The sequence below is a fragment of the Isoptericola croceus genome (assembly GCF_029382255.1).
Classification (GTDB): Bacteria; Actinomycetota; Actinomycetes; order Actinomycetales; family Cellulomonadaceae; genus Isoptericola; species Isoptericola croceus.
In genome coordinates this window covers 983,774-1,002,927 of the sequence record NZ_JARLLG010000001.1, presented here as the reverse complement: position 1 = coordinate 1,002,927, position 19,154 = coordinate 983,774, and the positions used below count along the sequence as shown (strand labels likewise).

Here is a 19,154-nt window from a genome sequence, read left to right as displayed (position 1 = left end):
GCATGCAGCTCACGTTCACCGCACCGCTGTGGCGGTGGGACGCCCGGCAGGACGACGCGTGGTGGTTCGTCACCGTGCCGCCCGACGAGTCCGACCTGCTCGCGGACCTGCCGCTCCCGCCACGGGGCTTCGGCTCGATCCGGGTGCACGTCACGGTCGGTGCGACCACGTGGCGCACGTCGGTCTTCCCGTCCAAGGACCAGAACGGCTACGTGCTGCCGATGAAGAAGGCCGTCCGCCGCGCCGAAGGGCTCGACGCCGACGCCCCGGTGCGCGTCACGCTCGAGACGATCGACGTCTGACGGGCGCTCGAGGTGCGGCGGCGCCCGCCAGCCTCCCGAGGCTGCGCTACGACGTCCGCACGAACTCGACGATGGCGTCGGCGATCTGCTGCACCGCGATCGCCGCGAGCAGGATGCCGGCGATCCGGGTGATGAGCGTGACCCCGGAGTCCTTGAGGACGCGGTGCAGCACGTCGGCGAAGCGCATCGCGAGGTAGAGGCTGACGTGGACCAGCACGATCGCGACCGAGATCGCGACGATCGCCGGGACGCCCTCGTCCTCGGTGCGCGCCTGCTGGACGAACACCATCGTCGCCACGATGGCGCCGGGGCCCGCCAGCAGCGGGGTACCGAGCGGCACCAGGGCAACGTTCGCGCCCGGCGTGGCGGCCGTCGCCTCACCGGAGTCGAACTTCCCCGTGAGCAGCTGCATGGCGACGATGAGCAGCAGCAGGCCCCCCGACGCCTGCAGCGCCGCCAAGGAGATGCCCATGTACTGCAGCAGCTGCTGACCGAACAGGGCGAACGTCACGATGACGCCGAACGCCACCGCCACCGCCTGCAGGGCCGCGCGGCTGCGCTGCTTGGAACCCATCGTGGACGTCAGCGCGAGGAACACCGGGATGGTGCCGGGCGGGTCCATGATGACCCAGAGCGTCACGAACGCCTGGGTGAACAGGGTCAGGTCGATCACCTGGCTCACGGCCACAGCACCTCCAGCCGCCCCCGTCGCTCGACCTCTGCCAGCACGGCGGGGTCCGTCGTGTGCTCGCCGATCCGGTTGAGCTTGCCGCTGCCGTGATAGTCGCTCGAACCGGTGACCAGCAGCCCCAGCTCGGTGGCGAGCTCGCGCAGCCGGACCCGGTCGGCCTCGTCGTGGTCACGGTGGTCCACCTCGACCCCGGCCAGCCCGGCGTCCGCGAGCGCCGCGATGGTGTCCTCGTCGACCAACCGTCCGCGCGTGCCGGCGCGCGGGTGGGCCATCACCGGCACGCCTCCGGCCGCCAGCACCGCGCGGACGGCGTCCGCGGTGTCCGGTGCGTAGTGCGGCACGTAGTACGGGGCGCCGGCGTGCAGCATCGTCGCGAACGCCTCGTCACGATCGGCCACCACGCCAGCTGCGACGAGCGCGTCGGCGAGGTGCGGACGGCCGACGGTGGCGCCGTCGTGCGTCTGCGCGACCACGTCGTCCCAGGTGACCGGGAAGTCCTCGGCCAGCCGGTCGACCATCCGGCGGGCCCGGGTGAGCCGGTCCTGGCGGGTGCGTGCGAGCTCGCCGACCAGGTCCGGGTGTGCCGGGTCGTGCAGGTACGCGAGGAGGTGGACGCTGATACCGCCGTCAGGCACCGCGGTCCGCGTGGAGATCTCCGTGCCCCGCACCAGGGCGACGCCCGTGCCCTCGACGGACGCGCCGGCCTCCGCCCACCCACTGGTGGTGTCGTGGTCGGTGAGCGCCACGACGGTCAGGCCCGCAGCGGCAGCGACCTCCATGACCTGACGAGGCGTGTCCGTGCCGTCGGACGCCCGCGAGTGCGTATGGAGGTCGATCACCCGGCAAGTGTACGGACGCCGATGCTCACAACGTCTCCACCGTGCCCACCGCCAGCGCCCCCGGCAGCGCGGGACGATCGAGGAGATGAACCAACAGACCGATACCCCGCATCGCGCGGTCCCGCCCGCGACCGCGCGGCCCGGAGTCGTCTTCGTCCACGGCATGCGCACGTCGTCGGCGATCTGGCGGGCACAGCTCGACCACGTGCGCGGCTCGGGGCACGAGGCGGTCGCTGTCGACCTGCCCGCCCACGGCGCACGCCACGGTGAGCGCTTCTCGATGGGCCGCGCGTTCGAGGTGATCGACTCCGCGACGGGTTCGTTTCCCTCCGGCACCCCCGTGGTCGTCGTCGGGCTGTCCCTCGGCGGGTACACCTCGCTCGCCTGGGCTGCCCACCGCGCTCTGGTCGCGCCGGGCGCCGACGCCGCAGCACCGCTCGCCGGCGTGGTCGCCGCAGCGTGCACCGCCGATCCCCGCGGCAAGCCGGTCGCGCTGTTCCGCGACGCCGCACGGCTCGCCGTCTCGGGGACGATGTCGGCGCGGCGCACGGCCACCCGTGCCTGGCGCAGCGCGCTGCTGACGGGCCGCAGCCGACCGGGCGGGACCGCCGTGGCGGAGCTGCTCACCGGCACACCCCGGGCGGACGGCGCGTACCGGCCCGGATGGGACGTCGTGACCGATGCCCTCACCGGTCTCGCCGGCCGCTCCACGGTCGCCGACCTGCGCGCCATCCGCGTGCCCGTCTGGCTCGTCAACGGCGCACGTGACCGGATGCGCCTCGAGGAGTCCCGCCACCTGGCGGCGGCCCACCGCGGCGCGCTCGTCGTGATCCCGCAGGCGGGGCACGACGTCAACACCGACGCACCCTCGGCGTTCAACGACGCCCTGACCCGGGCGCTCCACGAGATCACGCGCCGGTGACGCACCAGGACCTTTCGACCGGCCGTCCGGTGGGTGGGACACTGGACGGCATGAGCGACACCACCCCGGTCGACCAGACCACCGACGAGGCCGCCGAGGATCGCGGGAGCAACCGTTCCCACCGCCCCGACTCGCAGGCGTTCAAGGACTTCATCACCTCGCAGTGGGGACCGCGCCCCGACCTCGGCGTGACGCCGGGCCGCGCCGCGCCGTTCACCGCCGAGCGACGGTCGAAGCTGTCCGCGCGCTTCCCGGGCACGCGGCTCGTGCTCCCCGCCGGTCCCCTCAAGCAACGGTCCAACGACACGGACTACCGGTTCCGGCCGCACTCCGCCTTCGCCCACCTCACCGGGCTGGGCACCGACCAGGAGCCCGACGCCGTGCTCGTGCTGCACCCCGTCGCGGAGGGCGAGGGCGACCCCGGCGCGGACGGCACCGGCTCGAACCACCACGCGGTGCTCTACGTGCGCCCGCTGGCTCCGCGCAACACCGAGGAGTTCTACGCCGACGCCCGCTACGGGGAGTTCTGGGTGGGCGCCCGGCCGAGCCTCGACGACGTCACCACGCTGACGGGCATCGAGGCGCGGCACGTGGACGAGCTGCGCGAGTCGCTCGCCAAGGACGTCGACGCCGACGGCGTGCAGGTGCTGGTGATCACCGAGGCCGACGACGAGATCGCGGCCCTGGTCGAGGCGATCCGCACCGAGGCCGGCACCGAGGAAGCTGCGTCCGACGAGGCGCTGGCCGAGGCCGTCTCCGAGCTGCGCCTGGTCAAGGACGAGCTCGAGATCGAGCTGATGCGCGCCGCCGTCGACCACACGATCGCGGGCTTCGAGGCCGTGGTGCGCGCCCTGCCTCGCGCCCTCGAGCACCGCCGCGGCGAGCGGGTCATCGAGACCACGTTCGACGCTCACGCGCGTCTCGAGGGCAACACGGTGGGCTACGAGACGATCGCCGCTGCCGGCGAGCACGCCACGACGCTGCACTGGATCACCAACGACGGCGCCGTCCGGTCCGGCGAGATGGTCCTGCTCGACGGCGGTGTCGAGGTCGACGAGCTCTACACCGCCGACGTCACCCGCACCCTGCCGGTCGACGGCGAGTACACCGACGTGCAGCGCCGCATCTACACCGCCGTGCTCGACGCCGCCGACGCCGCGTTCGCCGTGGCCAAGCCCGGGGCGAAGTTCCGCGACGTGCACGCGGCGGCCATGGGGGTCATCGCGGCACGGCTCGAGGAGTGGGGGCTGCTGCCGGTCCCGGCCGAGGAGGCACTGACCCCCGAGGGGCAGCAGCACCGCCGGTGGATGGTGCACGGCACCTCTCACCACCTCGGTCTGGACGTGCACGACTGCGCGCAGGCCCGCCGCGAGATGTACCTCGACGGCGTGCTGGAACCGGGCATGATCTTCACCATCGAGCCGGGGTTGTACTTCAAGGCCGACGACCTCGCCGTGCCGGCGGAGTACCGCGGCATCGGTGTGCGGATCGAGGACGACGTGCTCGTCACCGCCGACGGGAACGAGAACCTGTCGGCGGCGCTCCCCCGCCGCCCGGAGGACGTCGAGGCCTGGATGGCGCGGCTGCACGGCTGAGACTCTCTCGGGCGCGCCGGGTGCGCCCGTCAGTTCGGTACGACGCGGCCGGGTCGGCACTCATGGGTGCCGACCCGGCCGCGTCCTGCCGAACTCATCCTGTGGGTCGATCGGGTCAGACCACCGGCGGCGGGAGGAAGGGCACCACCCGGAGCTGTCGCCGCACCTGTGCCGGGAAGCGGCGGGCGATCCGCTGCAGCACCGTCTCCGTGCCGGGAGCCGGTCTGGCGTCACCGGCCATGACCCGCACCGGAAGCACACCTGCCTCGTGCAGCGCGTCGGTCCGGCGCTTCTCCCGGAGCAGCTCCTCGCGGGCGTCGTGGCCACGCCGGACGCCGTCGTCGAGGTACTTCACCCGCCCGTCGAACTCGACGTAGACACCGTGGTCGGGCCACCCCAGGTCGCGGTGGAAGGTGCCGAGCCGTGTGACGACCGGCGCCTGGGTGAGCGGACGAGGCAGGGAAACCCGCAGGCAGAGATAGCGTGTCCACGTCTCCCACGGCGAGTCCGCACCGCCGTCCGCATGGTCCAGCACCCACCGCGCGCGGACCCGCCCGTTGCGGCGCAGGACCCCGTCGAGGATCGACCGGGCCTCGTCCAGGTCGAGAGCAGGCTGGAGGCGGAGCGCGGAGTCCGCGATGACGAGCGCCTCCATCGGGTGCATGGTCAGGGCACAGTCGACGACCGTGCGGGCCAACGTGGTGACCGGCAGCCCTCGTTCCAGGGCCCGCTGGTCGTCCGGCACGGTGCCGCGGTGCCGCTTCAGATCCTTCGCCGCGCGTCCCGAGGCCCGATAGTCCTGGACGAGGTGCGTCTGGTCGGGGTGCTTCCACAGCGAGCAACCCCACCACAGCGCTGCGCTCTGGTGGCTGAACGTGTGCGCGGCACGCAGTTGTCGGTGCACCGCGCGCATCAGTATCTTCGCCCGACGTGCGCCCTGCGCCGAACGACCATCGTCGGCGTCGACCCCGAGGTAGGCGCCCACCCGGAGCCGTGTCGCCACGCCACCCTGCAGTGCGCGGTGCAGCTCCTTGCGGTCATGGTCACGTGCGAGAACGAGGTCTCCAGGTCCGATCATGACCGCCAGGCTGGTGCGCCGTGCCCACCCCGGGCAACGAGCACCCGACGTGCTGTGGAAGGCGTCGGCCGGTGGACGACGTCTGATCACGTCGAGCCACCGTCAGGTCGGTACGACGCGGCCGGGTCGGTACACAGGAGTACCGACCCGGCCTCGTCGTGCCGAACAGATCAGATGAAGCGGCGGCGCGCCCCGGCTATCGGTTCCGCGGCGGCGCGTACGGGTCGTCCGGGTCCACCGTCGACTCAGGCGCCGCCGACGTCGAGGGGGTCGGCGGCTGCGGGTCCGTCCTCGTGGAGTCCTGGGGCAGCTCGGTGCCGGCAGGTGGCTGCGGGTGCGACGGCCCTTCGCCGCCCGCCACGGACGAGGTCGAGGATCCGCCCGATCCCTCGGAGCCGCCGGGTCGCATGGCCCCGTAGCGCGGGGCGCCGTCGGGCATGGTCCACCGAGGGTCCGGCGCGGACGGGGCGACCGAGGCCGCGGGGCGCTGCGGGGTGCGCTGCTTGCCGAGGCCGCTGGGTGACGCCGCGAGCATGCGCCGCGCTTCCCCGGCCTGCTCGGTCGCGCACAGGATCGCGTACGTCGAGGCGACGATCTGCGACTGCGAGGTGAAGTCCCGCCGGCCGCCGGTGAACGCGTAGGACAGCACGGAGAACATCAGCCCGAAACCTGCACCGAGCCCCAGGGCGACGATCAACACGCTCGTGGCCCCACCCGCGAACAAGGTGAGCAGAAGCCCGACGAAGAAACCGAACCAGGCACCCGACAGGGCGCCGGCGAGCGCCACCCGCCCGTAGGTCAGCCTGCCGGTGACGCGTTCGACCATGCGCAGGTCGGTGCCCACGATGGTGACGTGCTGGACGGCGAACTTCTCGTCCGAGAGGTAGTCGACCGCCTTCTGCGCCTCCAGGTAGGAGTCGTAGGCGGCGATCTCCTCTCCCTTGGGCAGGGTCGGCACACGGGGCACGACGTTCTGGCGGTTCAAGCTCATCTGGCCAGTATCCCGTACGTGGCGCCGAGCGGGCCACACCGTGGCAGGTTCATGCCGCCCGGTCCGTAGGATCGGACCATGGCTTCACCCACCCCCGACCTCGAGGCACGCGTCCGCGACGCGCTGTCCGCCGTCGTCGACCCCGAGATCCGCCGCCCCCTGACCGAGCTGGACATGATCCGCTCGGTCACCGTGAGCGCACCGGACGCGGCGACCGGCGACGGAGCGGCCGGCGCGCACGTCACGGTCGGCGTCGACCTCACCATCGCCGGGTGCCCCATGAAGTCGACGCTGGTGCGCGACGTGACGGCCGCGACCTCGGCGGTCGACGGCGTCGGCACCGTGGACGTCGAGCTCGGCGTGATGACCCCCGAGCAGCGCAAGGCGCTGCGCTCGCGGCTCCGCGGTGGCGTGGGCGACCCGATCATCCCGTTCGCGCAGAAGGGCTCGCTGACGAAGGTCTTCGCCGTCGCGTCCGGCAAGGGCGGTGTCGGCAAGTCGTCCGTGACGGCGAACCTGGCCGCCGCGATGGCGGCCGACGGGCTCAGCGTCGGCGTGATCGACGCCGACATCTACGGCTTCTCGATCCCCCGGATGCTCGGCGTGGACCGCCAGCCCACCCGGGTCGACTCGATGCTCCTGCCGCCGATCGCGCACGGGGTCAAGGTCGTCTCGATCGGTATGTTCGTCCCCGCCGGCCAGCCGGTCGTGTGGCGAGGCCCGATGCTGCACCGAGCCCTGGAGCAGTTCCTCGCCGACGTCTACTGGGGCGACCTCGACGTGCTGCTGCTCGACCTGCCCCCCGGCACCGGGGACATCGCGATCTCCGTGGCCCAGCTCCTGCCGGGCAGCGAGATCCTCGTCGTCACGACGCCGCAGGTCGCCGCCGCCGAGGTGGCCGAGCGCGCCGGGTCCGTCGCCATCCAGACGTCCCAGGGCCTCGTCGGCGTGGTCGAGAACATGTCGTGGTTGGTCCAGACCGACGGCACACGCCTGGAGCTCTTCGGCTCGGGCGGCGGGTCGGCCGTCGCCCGGCGGCTCACCGAGACCGTCGGCACCGACGTCCCGCTCCTCGGCCAGATACCGCTGGACGTCGCCGTCCGCGAGGGTGGCGACGACGGCACCCCGGTGGTGCTGACCGACCCGGAGTCCCCCGGCGCCCAGGTGCTGCGGGACGTCGCCCGCCGTCTGGCCCGGCGTGCGCGCGGCCTGGCCGGCAGGCAGCTCGGCGTCACGCCCGTCGGCTGAGGCTGAGGCGGAGGCGCAGCGAAGAGTGCGGACCGAGGAACGAGGTACGCGCACGGCGCGCAGCCGCAGACTCGGCCGACCAGAAGACACCGGCTGAGGCGGAGGCGCAGCGAAGAGTGCGGACCGAGGAACGAGGTACGCGCACGGCGCGCAGCCGCAGACTCGGCCGACCAGAAGACACCGGCTGAGGCGGAGGCGCAGCGCCGAGGGTCTCGCCCAGCGAAATGTCCCAAGGTTCCCAAGCCGGACCGGTCGCGCTACCGTGACGGGCACACGCCCGCCCACCAACGCGCGTCCGAAGATGCGCGGCGTCGACTTCCGTGGCCCCACGGCAATCGCGGTGCGCGCCGATCGTTCCCCGGCGAGCGTGACCAGCAGGGAGGAACCCATGACCACCGCCGACAGCAGCGTGTCCGCGACCGAGGACCATACCGACACCGAGATCGGGAACGCCCGAAAGATCAACCCTGTCGTCCTGATCGGGTCGGCGGCCGTCATCCTGGCGCTCGCCGTGTGGGCCATGGTCCGCCCGGGCGACGCGGAGAACGCGATCTTCGTCCTCGTCGGCTGGATCTCGACCTGGTTCGGGTGGTGGTACTTCCTGCTGGCGGCGGCCATCCTCGTCTTCGTCCTCGTCGTCGGGATCAGCCGCGCGGGGCGCGTCAAGCTCGGCCCGGAGGAGTCGAAGCCGCAGTTCAACATCTTCACCTGGGCGGCCATGCTCTTCGCCGCGGGCATCGGCACAGACCTGATGTTCTTCTCCGTGGCCGAACCGGCCGCGCAGTACCTCGCCCCGCCGCTCATCGAGGGTGGTACGTCCGCCGCCGCCCGTGAGGCGATCGTGTGGACGCTCTTCCACTACGGCCTCATCGGCTGGGCCATGTACGCCCTGCTCGGTATGGCCCTCGCGTACTTCCACTACCGCCGCGGTCTGCCGCTCTCGCTGCGATCCGTGCTGCAGCCGCTCTTCGGGGACCGGGTGTGGGGCCGCGCAGGTCATCTCATCGACATCGCCGCCGTGATGGGCACCGTCTTCGGCCTCGCCGCGACCCTCGGCATCGGCGTCTCGATGCTCAGCCGCGGCCTCCACGAGCTCACCGGGGTCGACGACGGGCTCCTCGTCCAGATCTGCCTCATCGTCGTGGCCGTGATCATGTCGATCGTCTCGACGATCTCGGGTGTGGCGCGCGGTGTGCGGCGCCTGTCCGAGATCCAGGCCGTCCTCGCCTTCGTGCTCCTCGCCTTCGTGCTGTTCACCGGCGACACCGCGTTCCTGCTCAACGGCCTGGTGATGAACGCCGGCGACTACATCGCCCAGCTGCCGGTACTCACGCTCGACACCATGGCGTTCGAGGCCCCGACCGAGTGGATGAACGCCTGGACGCTCTTCTTCTGGGCCTGGTGGGTCGCCTGGGCGCCGTTCGTCGGGCTGTTCCTGGCCCGCATCTCCCGTGGGCGCACCATCCGCCAGTTCGTGCTCGGCACCATGACGATCCCGTTCGGCTTCGTCCTGGTGTGGGTGTCCGTCTTCGGCAACACGACCCTCCAGCTCGGCCGTGACGGCACCGAGGAGGGTGCGGCCTTCATCCAGACCGCGATGGACGACCCCGCCGGGGGCCTGTTCGGGTTGCTCCAGCAGTTCCCCGCCGCGGGCCTGATGATCTCCGTCGCGATCTTCGTGGGGCTGCTGTTCTTCGTCACCTCGGCCGACTCCGGCGCCCTCGTGCTCGCCAAGTTCTCGACGGACCCGCGCTCCCCGAAGGACGACGCCGTGCCCTGGCTGCGGGTCGTCTGGGCCGTCCTGATCGGCATGATCACCCTCGGCATGCTGACCGCCGGCGGTCTGGGCACCCTGCAGGGTGCGACGATGATCATGGGGCTGCCGTTCTCGTTCGTCCTGCTGCTGGTCATGGTGTCCCTGTACCGCACGCTGCACGCCGAGGGGCAGAAGCTGGACTCGGCGCAGAACGCCCTGCCCGCGACGCTCTCCGGCCGCACCCACGCCGAGAGCGGTGCGTGGCGCCACCGGCTGCACCGCCTCGTCTCCTATCCGGGGCACAAGCCGATCGCGCGCTTCCTCGAGGAGGTCTGCTCACCGGCGCTCGACGAGGTCGCGGCCGAGCTGCGCGACCGGGGCGTCACCGCCCGCTGCGACCGGTCCGACGACGGGCCGCAGGGCCTGCCGATCCTGACCCTCGCCGTCGTCCACGACGACGACGAGCCGTTCCGCTACCGGCTCTACCCGGTCGAGGCCGAGATGCCCTCCTTCGCCGCGAAGCCGCAGTCAGAGGCCACCTACCTGCGGGTCGAGGTCTACCTCACCGAGGGCTCGCAGGGCTACGAGGTCACCGGGTGGACGAAGGAACAGCTGATCGGCGACGTGCTCGACCAGTTCGAGCGACACGTCGTGTTCAAGGAGTCCTCGGCCGCCCCCGCGGTGTCCATCGACCACACCGACGTCTGACCGGAGGATCCCATGACAGACGACGTCACCACCCTGTACATCGACGGACGCTGGGAGGCCGCGGCCGACGGCGGCACCCGCGAGATCCGCTGCCCTGCCGACGGCACGCTCGTCGCCGCCGTCAGCGAGGCCGCTCCCGCGGACACCGAGCGCGCCATCGCAGCCGCCCGGCGTGCGTTCGACGCCGGGCCGTGGCGCGGCACGACCGCGCCCGAGCGCGGCGACCTCCTCCTGCGGGCCGCCGACCTGCTCGTCGAACGCAAGGAGGAGTTCGCCCGCGCCGAGTCGCTCGACACGGGCAAGCGCCTCGTCGAGTCCCGCATCGACATGGACGACGTCACCGCCTGCCTGCGGTACTACGGCAAGCTCGCGGGCTCGGAGGCCGGCCGGATCGTCGACGCCGGCAGCCCGGACGTGCTCAGCCGGATCCAGCACGAGCCGGTGGGCGTGTGCGGGCTCATCACCCCATGGAACTACCCGCTGCTGCAGACCGCGTGGAAGGTGGCGCCCTGCCTGGCAGCGGGCAACACGTTCGTGCTCAAGCCCTCCGAGCTGACGCCGCACACCGCGATCCTCCTCATGGACCTGCTGACCGACGCCGGGGTCCCCGCGGGCGTGGCCAACCTCGTGCTGGGCTCCGGCCCGACCGCCGGCGGGCCGCTCTCCGAGCACCCCGACGTCGACCTGGTCTCCTTCACGGGCGGCCTCGTCACGGGGCGCGTCATCGCGGCGAACGCGGCTGCCACGGTCAAGAAGGTGGCGCTCGAGCTCGGCGGCAAGAACCCGAACGTCGTCTTCGCCGACGCCGACTTCGAGGCCGCCGTGGACAACGCCCTCAACGCGGCGTTCGTCCACTCCGGCCAGGTGTGCTCCGCCGGGGCGCGCCTGATCGTCGAGGCGAGCATCCACGACCGGTTCGTCGACGAGCTCGTGCGCCGCGCGGAGCGGATCCGGATGGGCGGCCCGTTCGACGACGCCGCGGAGACCGGTCCACTCATCTCGGCCGCCCACCGCGACAAGGTCACCGCGTACGTCGAGCAGGCGGTCGCCGACGGCGCCACGCTCCGCTGCGGCGGGACCTGGGGCGACGGCGAGCTCGAGAAGGGCTTCTACTTCCGGCCCACGGTGCTCGACGGTGTCGCCCGCGGTGCGGCCGCCGTCGTCGACGAGGCGTTCGGCCCCGTCGTCACGGTGGAGACCTTCACGAGCGAGGACGAGGCCGTCGAGATCGCCAACGACACCGTGTACGGCCTGGCCGGCGCGGTGTGGACGCAGGACGCGGGGAAGGCCCAGCGGGTCGCGAACGCGCTGCGTCACGGCACCGTCTGGATCAACGACTTCCACCCGTACCTGCCGCAGGCCGAGTGGGGCGGGTTCGGGCAGTCGGGCATCGGCCGCGAGCTCGGCCCCACGGGTCTCGGCGAGTACACCGAGCCGAAGCACGTCTACCAGAACCTGCGCCCGGCCGTCACGCGCTGGTTCCCCGACCACTCCGACGAGGACGAAGGAGCCGACCGGTGACCCCCACGACGACCGACACCTACGACTACCTCGTCATCGGCGGCGGCTCTGCCGGTGCGGCCGTCGCCGCCCGGCTCTCGGAGGACCCGGACGTCACCGTCGCCCTGCTGGAGGCCGGGCCGTCCGACGTCGGCGACGACGCCATCCTGCGCCTCGACCGCTGGATGGGCCTGCTCGAGTCCGGCTATGACTGGGACTACCTCGTCGAGCCGCAGGCGAACGGCAACTCGTTCATGCGCCAGGCACGCGCCCGCGTGCTCGGCGGTTGCTCGTCGCACAACTCGTGCATCGCGTTCCACGCCCCGGCCGAGGACCTCGACCAGTGGGCCGAGATGGGCGCGACGGGCTGGCAGGACGCGGAGTCCCGGCCCTACTTCCGCAAGCTCGAGAACAACGACCAGCCGGGGGACCACCACGGCCACGACGGGCCCGTCCGCATCCGGCAGGTGCCGCCGTCGGACCCGTGCGGCGTCGCGCTCCTGGACGCCTGCGAGCAGGCCGGTATCCCTCGGGTGCAGTTCAACGACGGGGTCACCGTCGTCGAGGGCGCGAACTTCTTCCAGATCAACGCCCGCGAGGACGGCGTGCGCTCGTCGTCGTCGGTCAGCTATCTGCACCCGGTGCTGGACCGGCCGAACCTGACGATCCTCACGGACCACCGGGTCAAGAGGGTCACCTTCGACGCCGATCGGCGGGCCACCGGTGTCGACTTCCTCGACCCCGACCTGATCCACACCCGCCACGTGGCCGCCCGGCGCGAGGTCGTGCTGTCCGCTGGCGCGATCGACACCCCCAAGCTGCTCATGCTCTCCGGCATCGGCCCCGCGGAGCACCTGCGCGAGGTGGGCGTCGACGTGCTGGTCGACTCCCCCGGCGTCGGCGAGAACATGCAGGACCACCCCGAGGGCGTGATCTCGTGGGAGGCGAAGCAGCCGATGACCACCACCTCCACGCAGTGGTGGGAGCTCGGCATCTTCACGCGCACACCGGCCGCGGTGGAGCGGGGCGACGACCGCCCGGACCTGATGTTCCACTACGGGTCCGTGCCGTTCGACATGCACACCGCCCGCCAGGGCTACCCGACGGCGGAGAACGTGTTCTGCCTGACGCCGAACGTCACGCACGCCCGGTCGCGCGGCACCGTGCGGCTGCGCTCACGCGACTTCCGGGACAAGCCGAAGGTCGACCCGCGGTACTTCTCCGACCCGCACGACATGCAGGTCATGGTCGAGGGCATCAAGCGCGCCCGCGAGATCGTCGCCCAGCCGGCGATGGCCGACTGGGCGGGTCGCGAGCTGTTCCCCGGCCCGGGCGTGCAGTCCGACGAGGAGATCGCGGCGTACGTCCGCACGACGCACAACACCGTCTACCACCCGACCGGGTCGGTGCGGATGGGTGCGCCGAACGACGACGCCTCGCCCCTCGACCCGGAGCTCCGGGTCAAGGGCGTCACCGGTCTGCGCGTCGCGGACGCGTCCGTCATGCCGGAGATCACCACGGTGAACCCGAACATCACCGTGATGATGATCGGCGAGCGCTGCGCGGACTTCCTCAAGGCCGGTCAGGCGGGCGCGCCCGCCTGACGGGACGGCTCCCGGGAGCGTGCACAGGTCGGCCATACTGGGCGCCATGACGACTCCCGCATGGCTCGAATCCTGGTCCGCCGACGACGGCGCCGCGCGCGTCCGCGCCCTGTTCGCCGAGGCCTTCGGCGACGACGGGGACCCCGACGGCGTGTGGTCGGCACCCGGCCGTGTGAACCTCATCGGTGAGCACACCGACTACAACGCCGGGCTGGCCCTGCCCGTGGCGCTCCCCCACCGCACGTACGTGGCGCTGCGGTCCCGCGACGACGGCCTCGTGCGCCTCGTCTCGGCTCAGGCACCCGACGAGCGGTGGCAGACCCCGCTCGACGAGGTCGCGCCCGGTACCACCCGCGGGTGGGGCGCCTACGTGGCCGGCGTGGCGTGGGCCCTGCGCGAGGCGGGCCACGAGGTCTCCGGGTTCGACGCCGTCGTCGACTCCTGCGTGCCGTTCGGCGCCGGCCTGTCCTCCTCCGCCTCGCTGGAGTGCGCGGTCGCCGTCGCGCTGGACTCCGTGCACTCGCTGGGACTGGCCGGCGACGACGCCGGACGGGCGGACCTCGTGGCGGCGTGCGTCCGGGCCGAGAACGAGATCGCGGGGGCACCCACGGGCGGCATGGACCAGGCGGCCTCGCTGCGCTGCTCCGCCGGGCACGCCCTCCTGCTCGACTGCCGTCCCGGCCTGTCCGCGTTGGAGTCTGCCGACCGGGTGCCGTTCGACCTGGCTGCCGCCGGGCTCACGCTCCTGGTCGTGGACACCCGGGCCGAGCACGCGCTGGTCGACGGGCAGTACGCACAGCGCCGCGCGACGTGCGAGCGCGCCGCGGAGATCCTCGGTGTCGGCTCGCTGCGTGAGATCTCCCCGGACGGGCTCGAGGTCGCCCTGGACAAGCTCACGGAGCTCGCGACCGGCGAGGACGACGGCGACGTCCTGCGGCGCCGCGTCCGGCACGTCGTCACCGAGATCGCCCGGACGGCGGAGTTCGCCGACCTGGTGCGGGCCGGGCGCGTCACCGAGGTGGGCCCGCTCATGAACGCCTCCCACGCGTCGCTGCGGGACGACTACGAGGTCTCGGCGCGCGAGCTCGACCTCGTGGTCGAGGCGGCGCTCGGCGCGGGGGCGCTCGGCGCCCGGATGACCGGCGGCGGGTTCGGCGGCTCGGCCATCGCCCTCGTGCGAGCCGAGGACGTCGACGTCGTCACCACGGCCGTGCAGGCAGCGTTCGACGACGCCGGACTCACGGCACCGGGCTTCCTCCTCGCGCCGCCGTCGGACCCCGCGCACTGAACGGCTGACGCTCCCGGTGCCCGGCCCGGTGCAGCACGCACCGGGCCGGTCGTCAGTACCGGATCGCGTCGATCGGACGCACCCGCACGGCGTAGACCGCCGGGACGAGCCCCGCGAGCGCGCCGATCCCCACCGCGCTCGCCATGCCGACCAGGGCGGCGCTCAGCGGGAACGGCAGCTCGTCCTGGAGAGCGGCGCCGAAGATCCTCTCGACCGGCATCCACTTGACGAACGCCACCGCCAGCACGACACCCACCACTCCCGCCACGGTGGTGGCGACCACCGACTCCATCAGCACCCCGAAGAACACCCGCCCGCCGGTCGCGCCGAAGGACCGCCGGATGCCGATCTCGCGGATCCGGTATCGCACGGTCACCAGCGCGATGTTCACGAGCCCGAGACCGCCGAGGAGCAGCGCGAACGCGCCCACGCCGAGGGCCACCCACTGCGCGGCGCCGTCGAGCGCGAACGCTTCGTCGTACGGCGGCTCCACCGAGATGGGCACCCCTGCTGCGGCCAGGTCCCGGGTGAGCACGCCGGCCAGCTCGGTGGCGGACTCCGGCGGAACCCAGAACCGGTAGGAGTCGGCTGATGCGGCGTCGGGGAACCAGCGCGCCACATGGTCGAACAGGACATAGGCGCGCGGCCCTTCCTCCGAGTACTCGACCGGCACGCGGCCGACGACCGAGGTGACCACGGACGTCGCGCCCTGCAGGGTCACGACGGGGCGGGACGCGACGCTGGCACCGCCGGCGTAGGCGTCGAGGAAGGGCTGGTTCACCACGAGGACGGGTGCGAGGCGCTCGGTGTCCTGGTCGGTGAACCAGCGGCCGTCGTCGACCTGGCGACGCAGGATCGTCCCGTAGTCCGGGTCGACCACCGTGACGTCCAGGCCGGACGACGCGGGCCCCTGGACCGACAGCGACGCCCAGGTCTCGATCGTGTGGTAGCTGATGTCGTAGCGTTCGGCCACCTCGTCGACGACGGCATCGATCTCGGCGGCGTCCTGGAGACCGCCCGACATGCCCGTCGACCAGGCGCTGAGCGTGGTGTCGCGACCCATCCAGCGCTCGCTCTGCTCGGCCATCGCCTGGCTGAGCATCGTCACCGCAGCAGTCACGGCGGTGATCGCCGTGACGGCCACCGCGACGCCGATCAGCGCCAGCAGCACGCGGACCCTGTGGATCCGCAGCTCGTCCCACGCCTCGACGACGGCCCCGACGATTCCGGTCATGCGACGGCCTCGGCGCTCGTCGGTGCCGGTACGGGAACACCGAGCGCGTGCTCGACGACCGCGGCCGCCTCGAGCACGATCGGGGCGAGCACGCCGGCGTCCAGCCGGAACTGCCGGTCCGCACGGGCGGCGATCGCCAGGTCGTGGGTGATGGTCACCAGCGCGGCTCCGGTCGAGGTCGCGGCCTCCTCGAGCAGGCTCATCACGGCCCGGCCGGTGTCGACGTCGAGGGCACCCGTGGGCTCGTCGGCGAGGATGACTCTCGGCGTCCGCACGAGCGCGCGGGCGATGGCCACCCGCTGCTGCTCCCCGCCGGAGAGCTTGTCCGGCATGGTCTCCCACCGGTCACCCAGCCCGACCCGCTCCAGCATGTCCAGGGCACGCCGGCGGCGCGTCCAGAAGTCCTTGCCCCGTGCGTACAGCAGGGGTGCGGCGACGTTGGCCAGCGCCGTCCGGCCCGGCAGCAGGTTGAACTGCTGGAACACGAACCCGAAGTCCTCGCCGCGTCGCCGGGCGCGCGCACGCTGGCCGAGCGACTCGACGGAGCTGCCGTCCAGCAGGTACTCCCCCGCCGTCGGCGAGTCCAGCAGCCCGAGGATGTTCAGCAGGGTCGACTTGCCCGTCCCGGAGCGCCCGACGACGGCGACGTGCTCCCCTGCCCCGACGCTCAGGTCGAGGCCGCGCAGGATCGGCAGCACACGCCCGTCCGGCAGGACGATGTCGCGGACGACTCCGCGCAGGTCGACCAGCGTGTCGGTCATCCGAAGCACGCCTCTTCGTAGGCCGTCAGGGCTGCCGTGTCGTCGGACATCATCGCCTCGTCGTACGCCCTCATGTCGTCGCAGTCGACGCCGCCCTCGGTCCCGTCCTCGACCGGGGTGAACTCCAGGATCTGGTCGCCGGCCGTCAGGCCGTCGGTGATCTCGATGTGCACCCCGTCGGTGAGCCCGAGCGCGACCTCCTGCTCGGCGGGCTCGGCGGCACCGTCGACCAGCCACACCTTCCCGGACTGCGTGGTGCCGAGCACGGCGCTGATCGGGGCGACGACGACGTCCTGCGCGTCGCCGTTCGTCAGCACGATCTCGGCGCCCTGGCCGGCGAACGCCGTGATCTTGTTCGGGATCCGGCAGGTCACCGTCCCGGTGGCGTCGGCTGCCGGTTCGGCGAGGTCGGCGCCCGCTGCGGCCGCACCGATCGTCACCTTCTTGCACGTGAACGGTGCCGGGCCGCCCTTGAGAGTCACCTCGGCGTCGTCGGAGGACCCGATCAGCCGGTACTGCTGCTCAGCGGTGAGGATGCCCTGCACGGACAGCGTGCCGGGCGAGACCGTGCCGATCTCCTCACCGACGGAGACCTCCTGGTCCTTCAGCACGGTCAGCTCGAGCTTGCCGGCGCGAGGGGCCTCGACGGTGGTGATCGTGACCTTGGGCAGCTGTTCCCGCACGGTCTCCTCGCCGGACTCGGGGTCGACCGTAACCACGGGATCACGGGGCTCCTCGAGCCGGACCCTCAGGATGTCGTCGCCCTTGTCGACGGTGCCGCCCTCGACGAGGATCTCGGAGACCTGGCCGAGCGCGGTGGACCGCACCTCGACGGGCGGGTCGGCCAGCACCGAGGCGGGCACCGTCACGGCGTTGGTGACCGATCCGGTGGCCACCTCGATGACCGAGTCGGTGACCTCACCCGTGGGCTGGAGCGCGTCCGGCGCATCGAGCTCGGTGCCCGCGAAGGCGAGCTTCACCAGCGCGGCGGCGATGATGGCCCAGATGACGATCCTCAGGGCAGGGAAGACGTACTGCCGGGTGATACCCACGGTGCTCCTCGCGACGACGCGTTCTCGACGCTGCAGCCTAGCGGGTCATCGGATCATTCGGGCAGATCGCCACGGTCCTCGCGATCCTCGCGACGACGGAGCTGGGTGAGCACGTCGTCGAAGAAGGAGCGCACCTCTTCCCACCGCACGGTGGCGTTCGCGAGGTGCTCCTCGAGCCGGTCGATCTCGGCGTGCTGAGCGTCCTGCCGGCGCCGCTCGGTGAGCTCGCGGCGCACCTCGGCCAGCTTGGCCTCGGCCTCCGCCACGATGCGCTCCAGCTCACGCTCGACCGCGGCCGCGTCCTCCGGCTTCTCGCTCGTCATGGGGTTCCCTCCCCACCCGTGCAGGCTCACAGCAGCGTGATACCGATGAGCGCCAGCGGGATCCCGACGAACACGCCGAGCACCCACGCCGCCGCCCACAGCTTGTTGGTAGCAGCGACGTTACCGAGCCAGGTCGCGCCACGCAGCGGGAGCTGGCGCAGGAGCGGCAGACCGAAGATCACGAGAGCCGCGAAGACGTTGAACAGCAGGTGCACGTAGGCCGCCTGCAGGGCGAGCGTCCCTTCCGCACCGGTGAAGGCGAAGGCGGCGATCAGGGCGGTGACCGTGGTGCCGATGTTGGCGCCCACCGTGAACGGGTAGATCTGCTTGAGGGAGAACGTGCCCGACCCGGCCAGCGGGATCATGAGGCTGGTGGTGGTCGACGACGACTGCACCATGACCGTCATCGCGGCGCCGCTGGCGATGCCGGTGAGCGGACCGCGCCCCACCGAGGCGTGCAGCACCTCGGCCGCGCGACCGACCATGAGGACCTTGAGCAGTCGGCCGAGCCAGTTGATGACCAGCAGGATCAGACCGATCCCCAGCGCGATCATCACGATGCCGTGCCACACGCCCGGCAGGAAGGCAGTCGCGTCGGTCAGCAGGTTCGACAGCGGCTTGGTGCCGGCCTTGACAGTGTCGCCGAGCCCGCCGAACACCGCGGCGACGATGCCGCCGTCGGACCCGGAGCTCGCGTCGGCCAGCGCGGCGGAGGTCCGGGCGAGCAGCCCGAACATCAGTTCCAGCGGCAGGAAGACCGCCACCGCGATGAGGTTGAAGAAGTCGTGGACCGTCGCCGCGGAGAACGCGCGGCGGAAGCTCTCGGAGTCCCGGACCATCCCGAGGCTGACCAGGGTGTTCGTCAGCGTCGTGCCGATGTTCGCCCCGAGGAGCATGGGGATCGCGATCGAGATCGGCAGCCCACCGGCCACCAGGCCGACCGTCACCGACGTCGTCGTCGAGCTGGACTGCGTCGCCGCGGTGAACAGCACCCCCACCATCAGCGCCACGAACGGGTTGGAGGCGAACGCGAACAGCGCCTCCGCCGAGTCGCCCGTCGCGGCCTTGAAGCCGGACCCGATGAGGTTGACCGACGTGATCAGGACGTAGACCCCGGCGACCACGCCGAGCCAGTTGGCCGTCCGGAGCGCGCGACCGGAGAGGCCCAGGCGTTCGAACGGGCTGACCAGCCGCGTCTCACGTTGCGAGGTCTCGGCCGGTACGGCGGAGGCAACGGACGCCTGCGGCAGGACGTCGGTCAT

The 19,154-nt window shown here is 72.1% G+C and carries 17 protein-coding genes; 8 read left to right on the top strand and 9 right to left on the bottom strand.

Going from position 1 to position 19,154, the window contains the following annotated elements; genetic code table 11:
* The first annotated feature begins 2 nt into the window (after positions 1–2).
* Positions 3–302: a DUF1905 domain-containing protein gene (locus PZC42_RS04645; RefSeq protein WP_277208840.1), complete on the top strand. Its 300-nt coding sequence runs from the start codon at positions 3–5 to the stop codon at positions 300–302.
* Positions 303–348: 46 nt separating this feature from the next.
* Here PZC42_RS04645 and PZC42_RS04640 read toward each other — a convergent pair whose 3' ends face one another.
* On the bottom strand, positions 349–984 hold the full coding sequence (locus tag PZC42_RS04640; RefSeq protein ID WP_277208838.1) for a MarC family protein: 636 nt from the start codon (positions 982–984) through the stop codon (positions 349–351).
* Positions 981–1,832 (bottom strand): PHP domain-containing protein, encoded by an 852-nt coding sequence (locus PZC42_RS04635; protein ID WP_277208836.1) that lies wholly within the window; start codon positions 1,830–1,832, stop codon positions 981–983. Before PZC42_RS04635 ends, PZC42_RS04640 begins: the two co-directional genes overlap by 4 nt.
* A gap of 85 nt (positions 1,833–1,917) precedes the next feature.
* Here PZC42_RS04635 and PZC42_RS04630 point away from each other — a divergent pair, with 85 nt between their 5' ends.
* The gene (locus PZC42_RS04630; RefSeq protein ID WP_277208834.1) at positions 1,918–2,754 is read left to right on the top strand and encodes an alpha/beta fold hydrolase; all 837 of its coding nucleotides are present in this window, start codon (positions 1,918–1,920) and stop codon (positions 2,752–2,754) included.
* A gap of 50 nt (positions 2,755–2,804) precedes the next feature.
* Positions 2,805–4,349, top strand: coding sequence for an aminopeptidase P family protein (locus PZC42_RS04625; RefSeq protein WP_277208833.1), 1,545 nt, complete (start codon positions 2,805–2,807; stop codon positions 4,347–4,349).
* Positions 4,350–4,464: 115 nt separating this feature from the next.
* On the opposite strand, the gene PZC42_RS04620 is transcribed toward PZC42_RS04625, so the two are convergent.
* Together PZC42_RS04620 and PZC42_RS04615 are read right to left on the bottom strand one after the other, a co-directional pair.
* A complete protein-coding gene (locus PZC42_RS04620) occupies positions 4,465–5,427 on the bottom strand; it encodes a hypothetical protein (protein WP_277208831.1) in 963 nt (320 codons plus the stop codon).
* Between the two features lie 196 nt (positions 5,428–5,623).
* On the bottom strand, positions 5,624–6,418 hold the full coding sequence (locus tag PZC42_RS04615; protein WP_277208830.1) for a YflT domain-containing protein: 795 nt from the start codon (positions 6,416–6,418) through the stop codon (positions 5,624–5,626).
* Positions 6,419–6,496: 78 nt separating this feature from the next.
* Here PZC42_RS04615 and PZC42_RS04610 point away from each other — a divergent pair, with 78 nt between their 5' ends.
* The 5 genes from PZC42_RS04610 to galK all read left to right on the top strand — a co-directional run bounded on the left by PZC42_RS04610 (position 6,497) and on the right by galK (position 14,522).
* Entirely contained in the window at positions 6,497–7,666 is a 1,170-nt protein-coding gene (locus PZC42_RS04610) for a P-loop NTPase (RefSeq protein ID WP_277208829.1), read from the top strand.
* A 388-nt stretch (positions 7,667–8,054) separates the two neighbouring features.
* Positions 8,055–10,130 (top strand): choline BCCT transporter BetT, encoded by a 2,076-nt coding sequence (gene betT / locus PZC42_RS04605; protein WP_277208827.1) that lies wholly within the window; start codon positions 8,055–8,057, stop codon positions 10,128–10,130.
* A gap of 12 nt (positions 10,131–10,142) precedes the next feature.
* Complete coding sequence (locus tag PZC42_RS04600) at positions 10,143–11,651, top strand: aldehyde dehydrogenase family protein (protein WP_277208825.1); 1,509 nt, start codon at positions 10,143–10,145, stop codon at positions 11,649–11,651.
* Positions 11,648–13,234 (top strand): GMC family oxidoreductase, encoded by a 1,587-nt coding sequence (locus PZC42_RS04595; protein ID WP_277208823.1) that lies wholly within the window; start codon positions 11,648–11,650, stop codon positions 13,232–13,234. The genes PZC42_RS04600 and PZC42_RS04595 overlap by 4 nt, the downstream gene beginning before the upstream one ends.
* Positions 13,235–13,280: 46 nt before the next feature.
* Positions 13,281–14,522: a galactokinase gene (galK, locus tag PZC42_RS04590; protein WP_277208822.1), complete on the top strand. Its 1,242-nt coding sequence runs from the start codon at positions 13,281–13,283 to the stop codon at positions 14,520–14,522.
* A 52-nt stretch (positions 14,523–14,574) separates the two neighbouring features.
* Here the strand turns inward: galK and PZC42_RS04585 are convergent, their stop codons facing one another.
* Genes PZC42_RS04585 through PZC42_RS04565 form a run of 5 tightly spaced genes read right to left on the bottom strand, consistent with a single transcriptional unit; the run spans position 14,575 to position 19,154 of the window.
* Positions 14,575–15,756: an ABC transporter permease gene (locus tag PZC42_RS04585; RefSeq protein WP_277208820.1), complete on the bottom strand. Its 1,182-nt coding sequence runs from the start codon at positions 15,754–15,756 to the stop codon at positions 14,575–14,577.
* Positions 15,753–16,517, bottom strand: a complete 765-nt coding sequence (locus PZC42_RS04580) for an ABC transporter ATP-binding protein (RefSeq protein ID WP_277208818.1) — start codon at positions 16,515–16,517, stop codon at positions 15,753–15,755. Before PZC42_RS04580 ends, PZC42_RS04585 begins: the two co-directional genes overlap by 4 nt.
* On the bottom strand, positions 16,514–17,569 hold the full coding sequence (locus PZC42_RS04575; RefSeq protein ID WP_277208816.1) for a permuted SH3 domain-containing protein: 1,056 nt from the start codon (positions 17,567–17,569) through the stop codon (positions 16,514–16,516). Before PZC42_RS04575 ends, PZC42_RS04580 begins: the two co-directional genes overlap by 4 nt.
* Positions 17,570–17,622: 53 nt before the next feature.
* Complete coding sequence (locus PZC42_RS04570) at positions 17,623–17,892, bottom strand: hypothetical protein (RefSeq protein WP_277208814.1); 270 nt, start codon at positions 17,890–17,892, stop codon at positions 17,623–17,625.
* A gap of 26 nt (positions 17,893–17,918) precedes the next feature.
* Positions 17,919–19,154: a Na/Pi symporter gene (locus PZC42_RS04565; RefSeq protein WP_277208812.1), complete on the bottom strand. Its 1,236-nt coding sequence runs from the start codon at positions 19,152–19,154 to the stop codon at positions 17,919–17,921.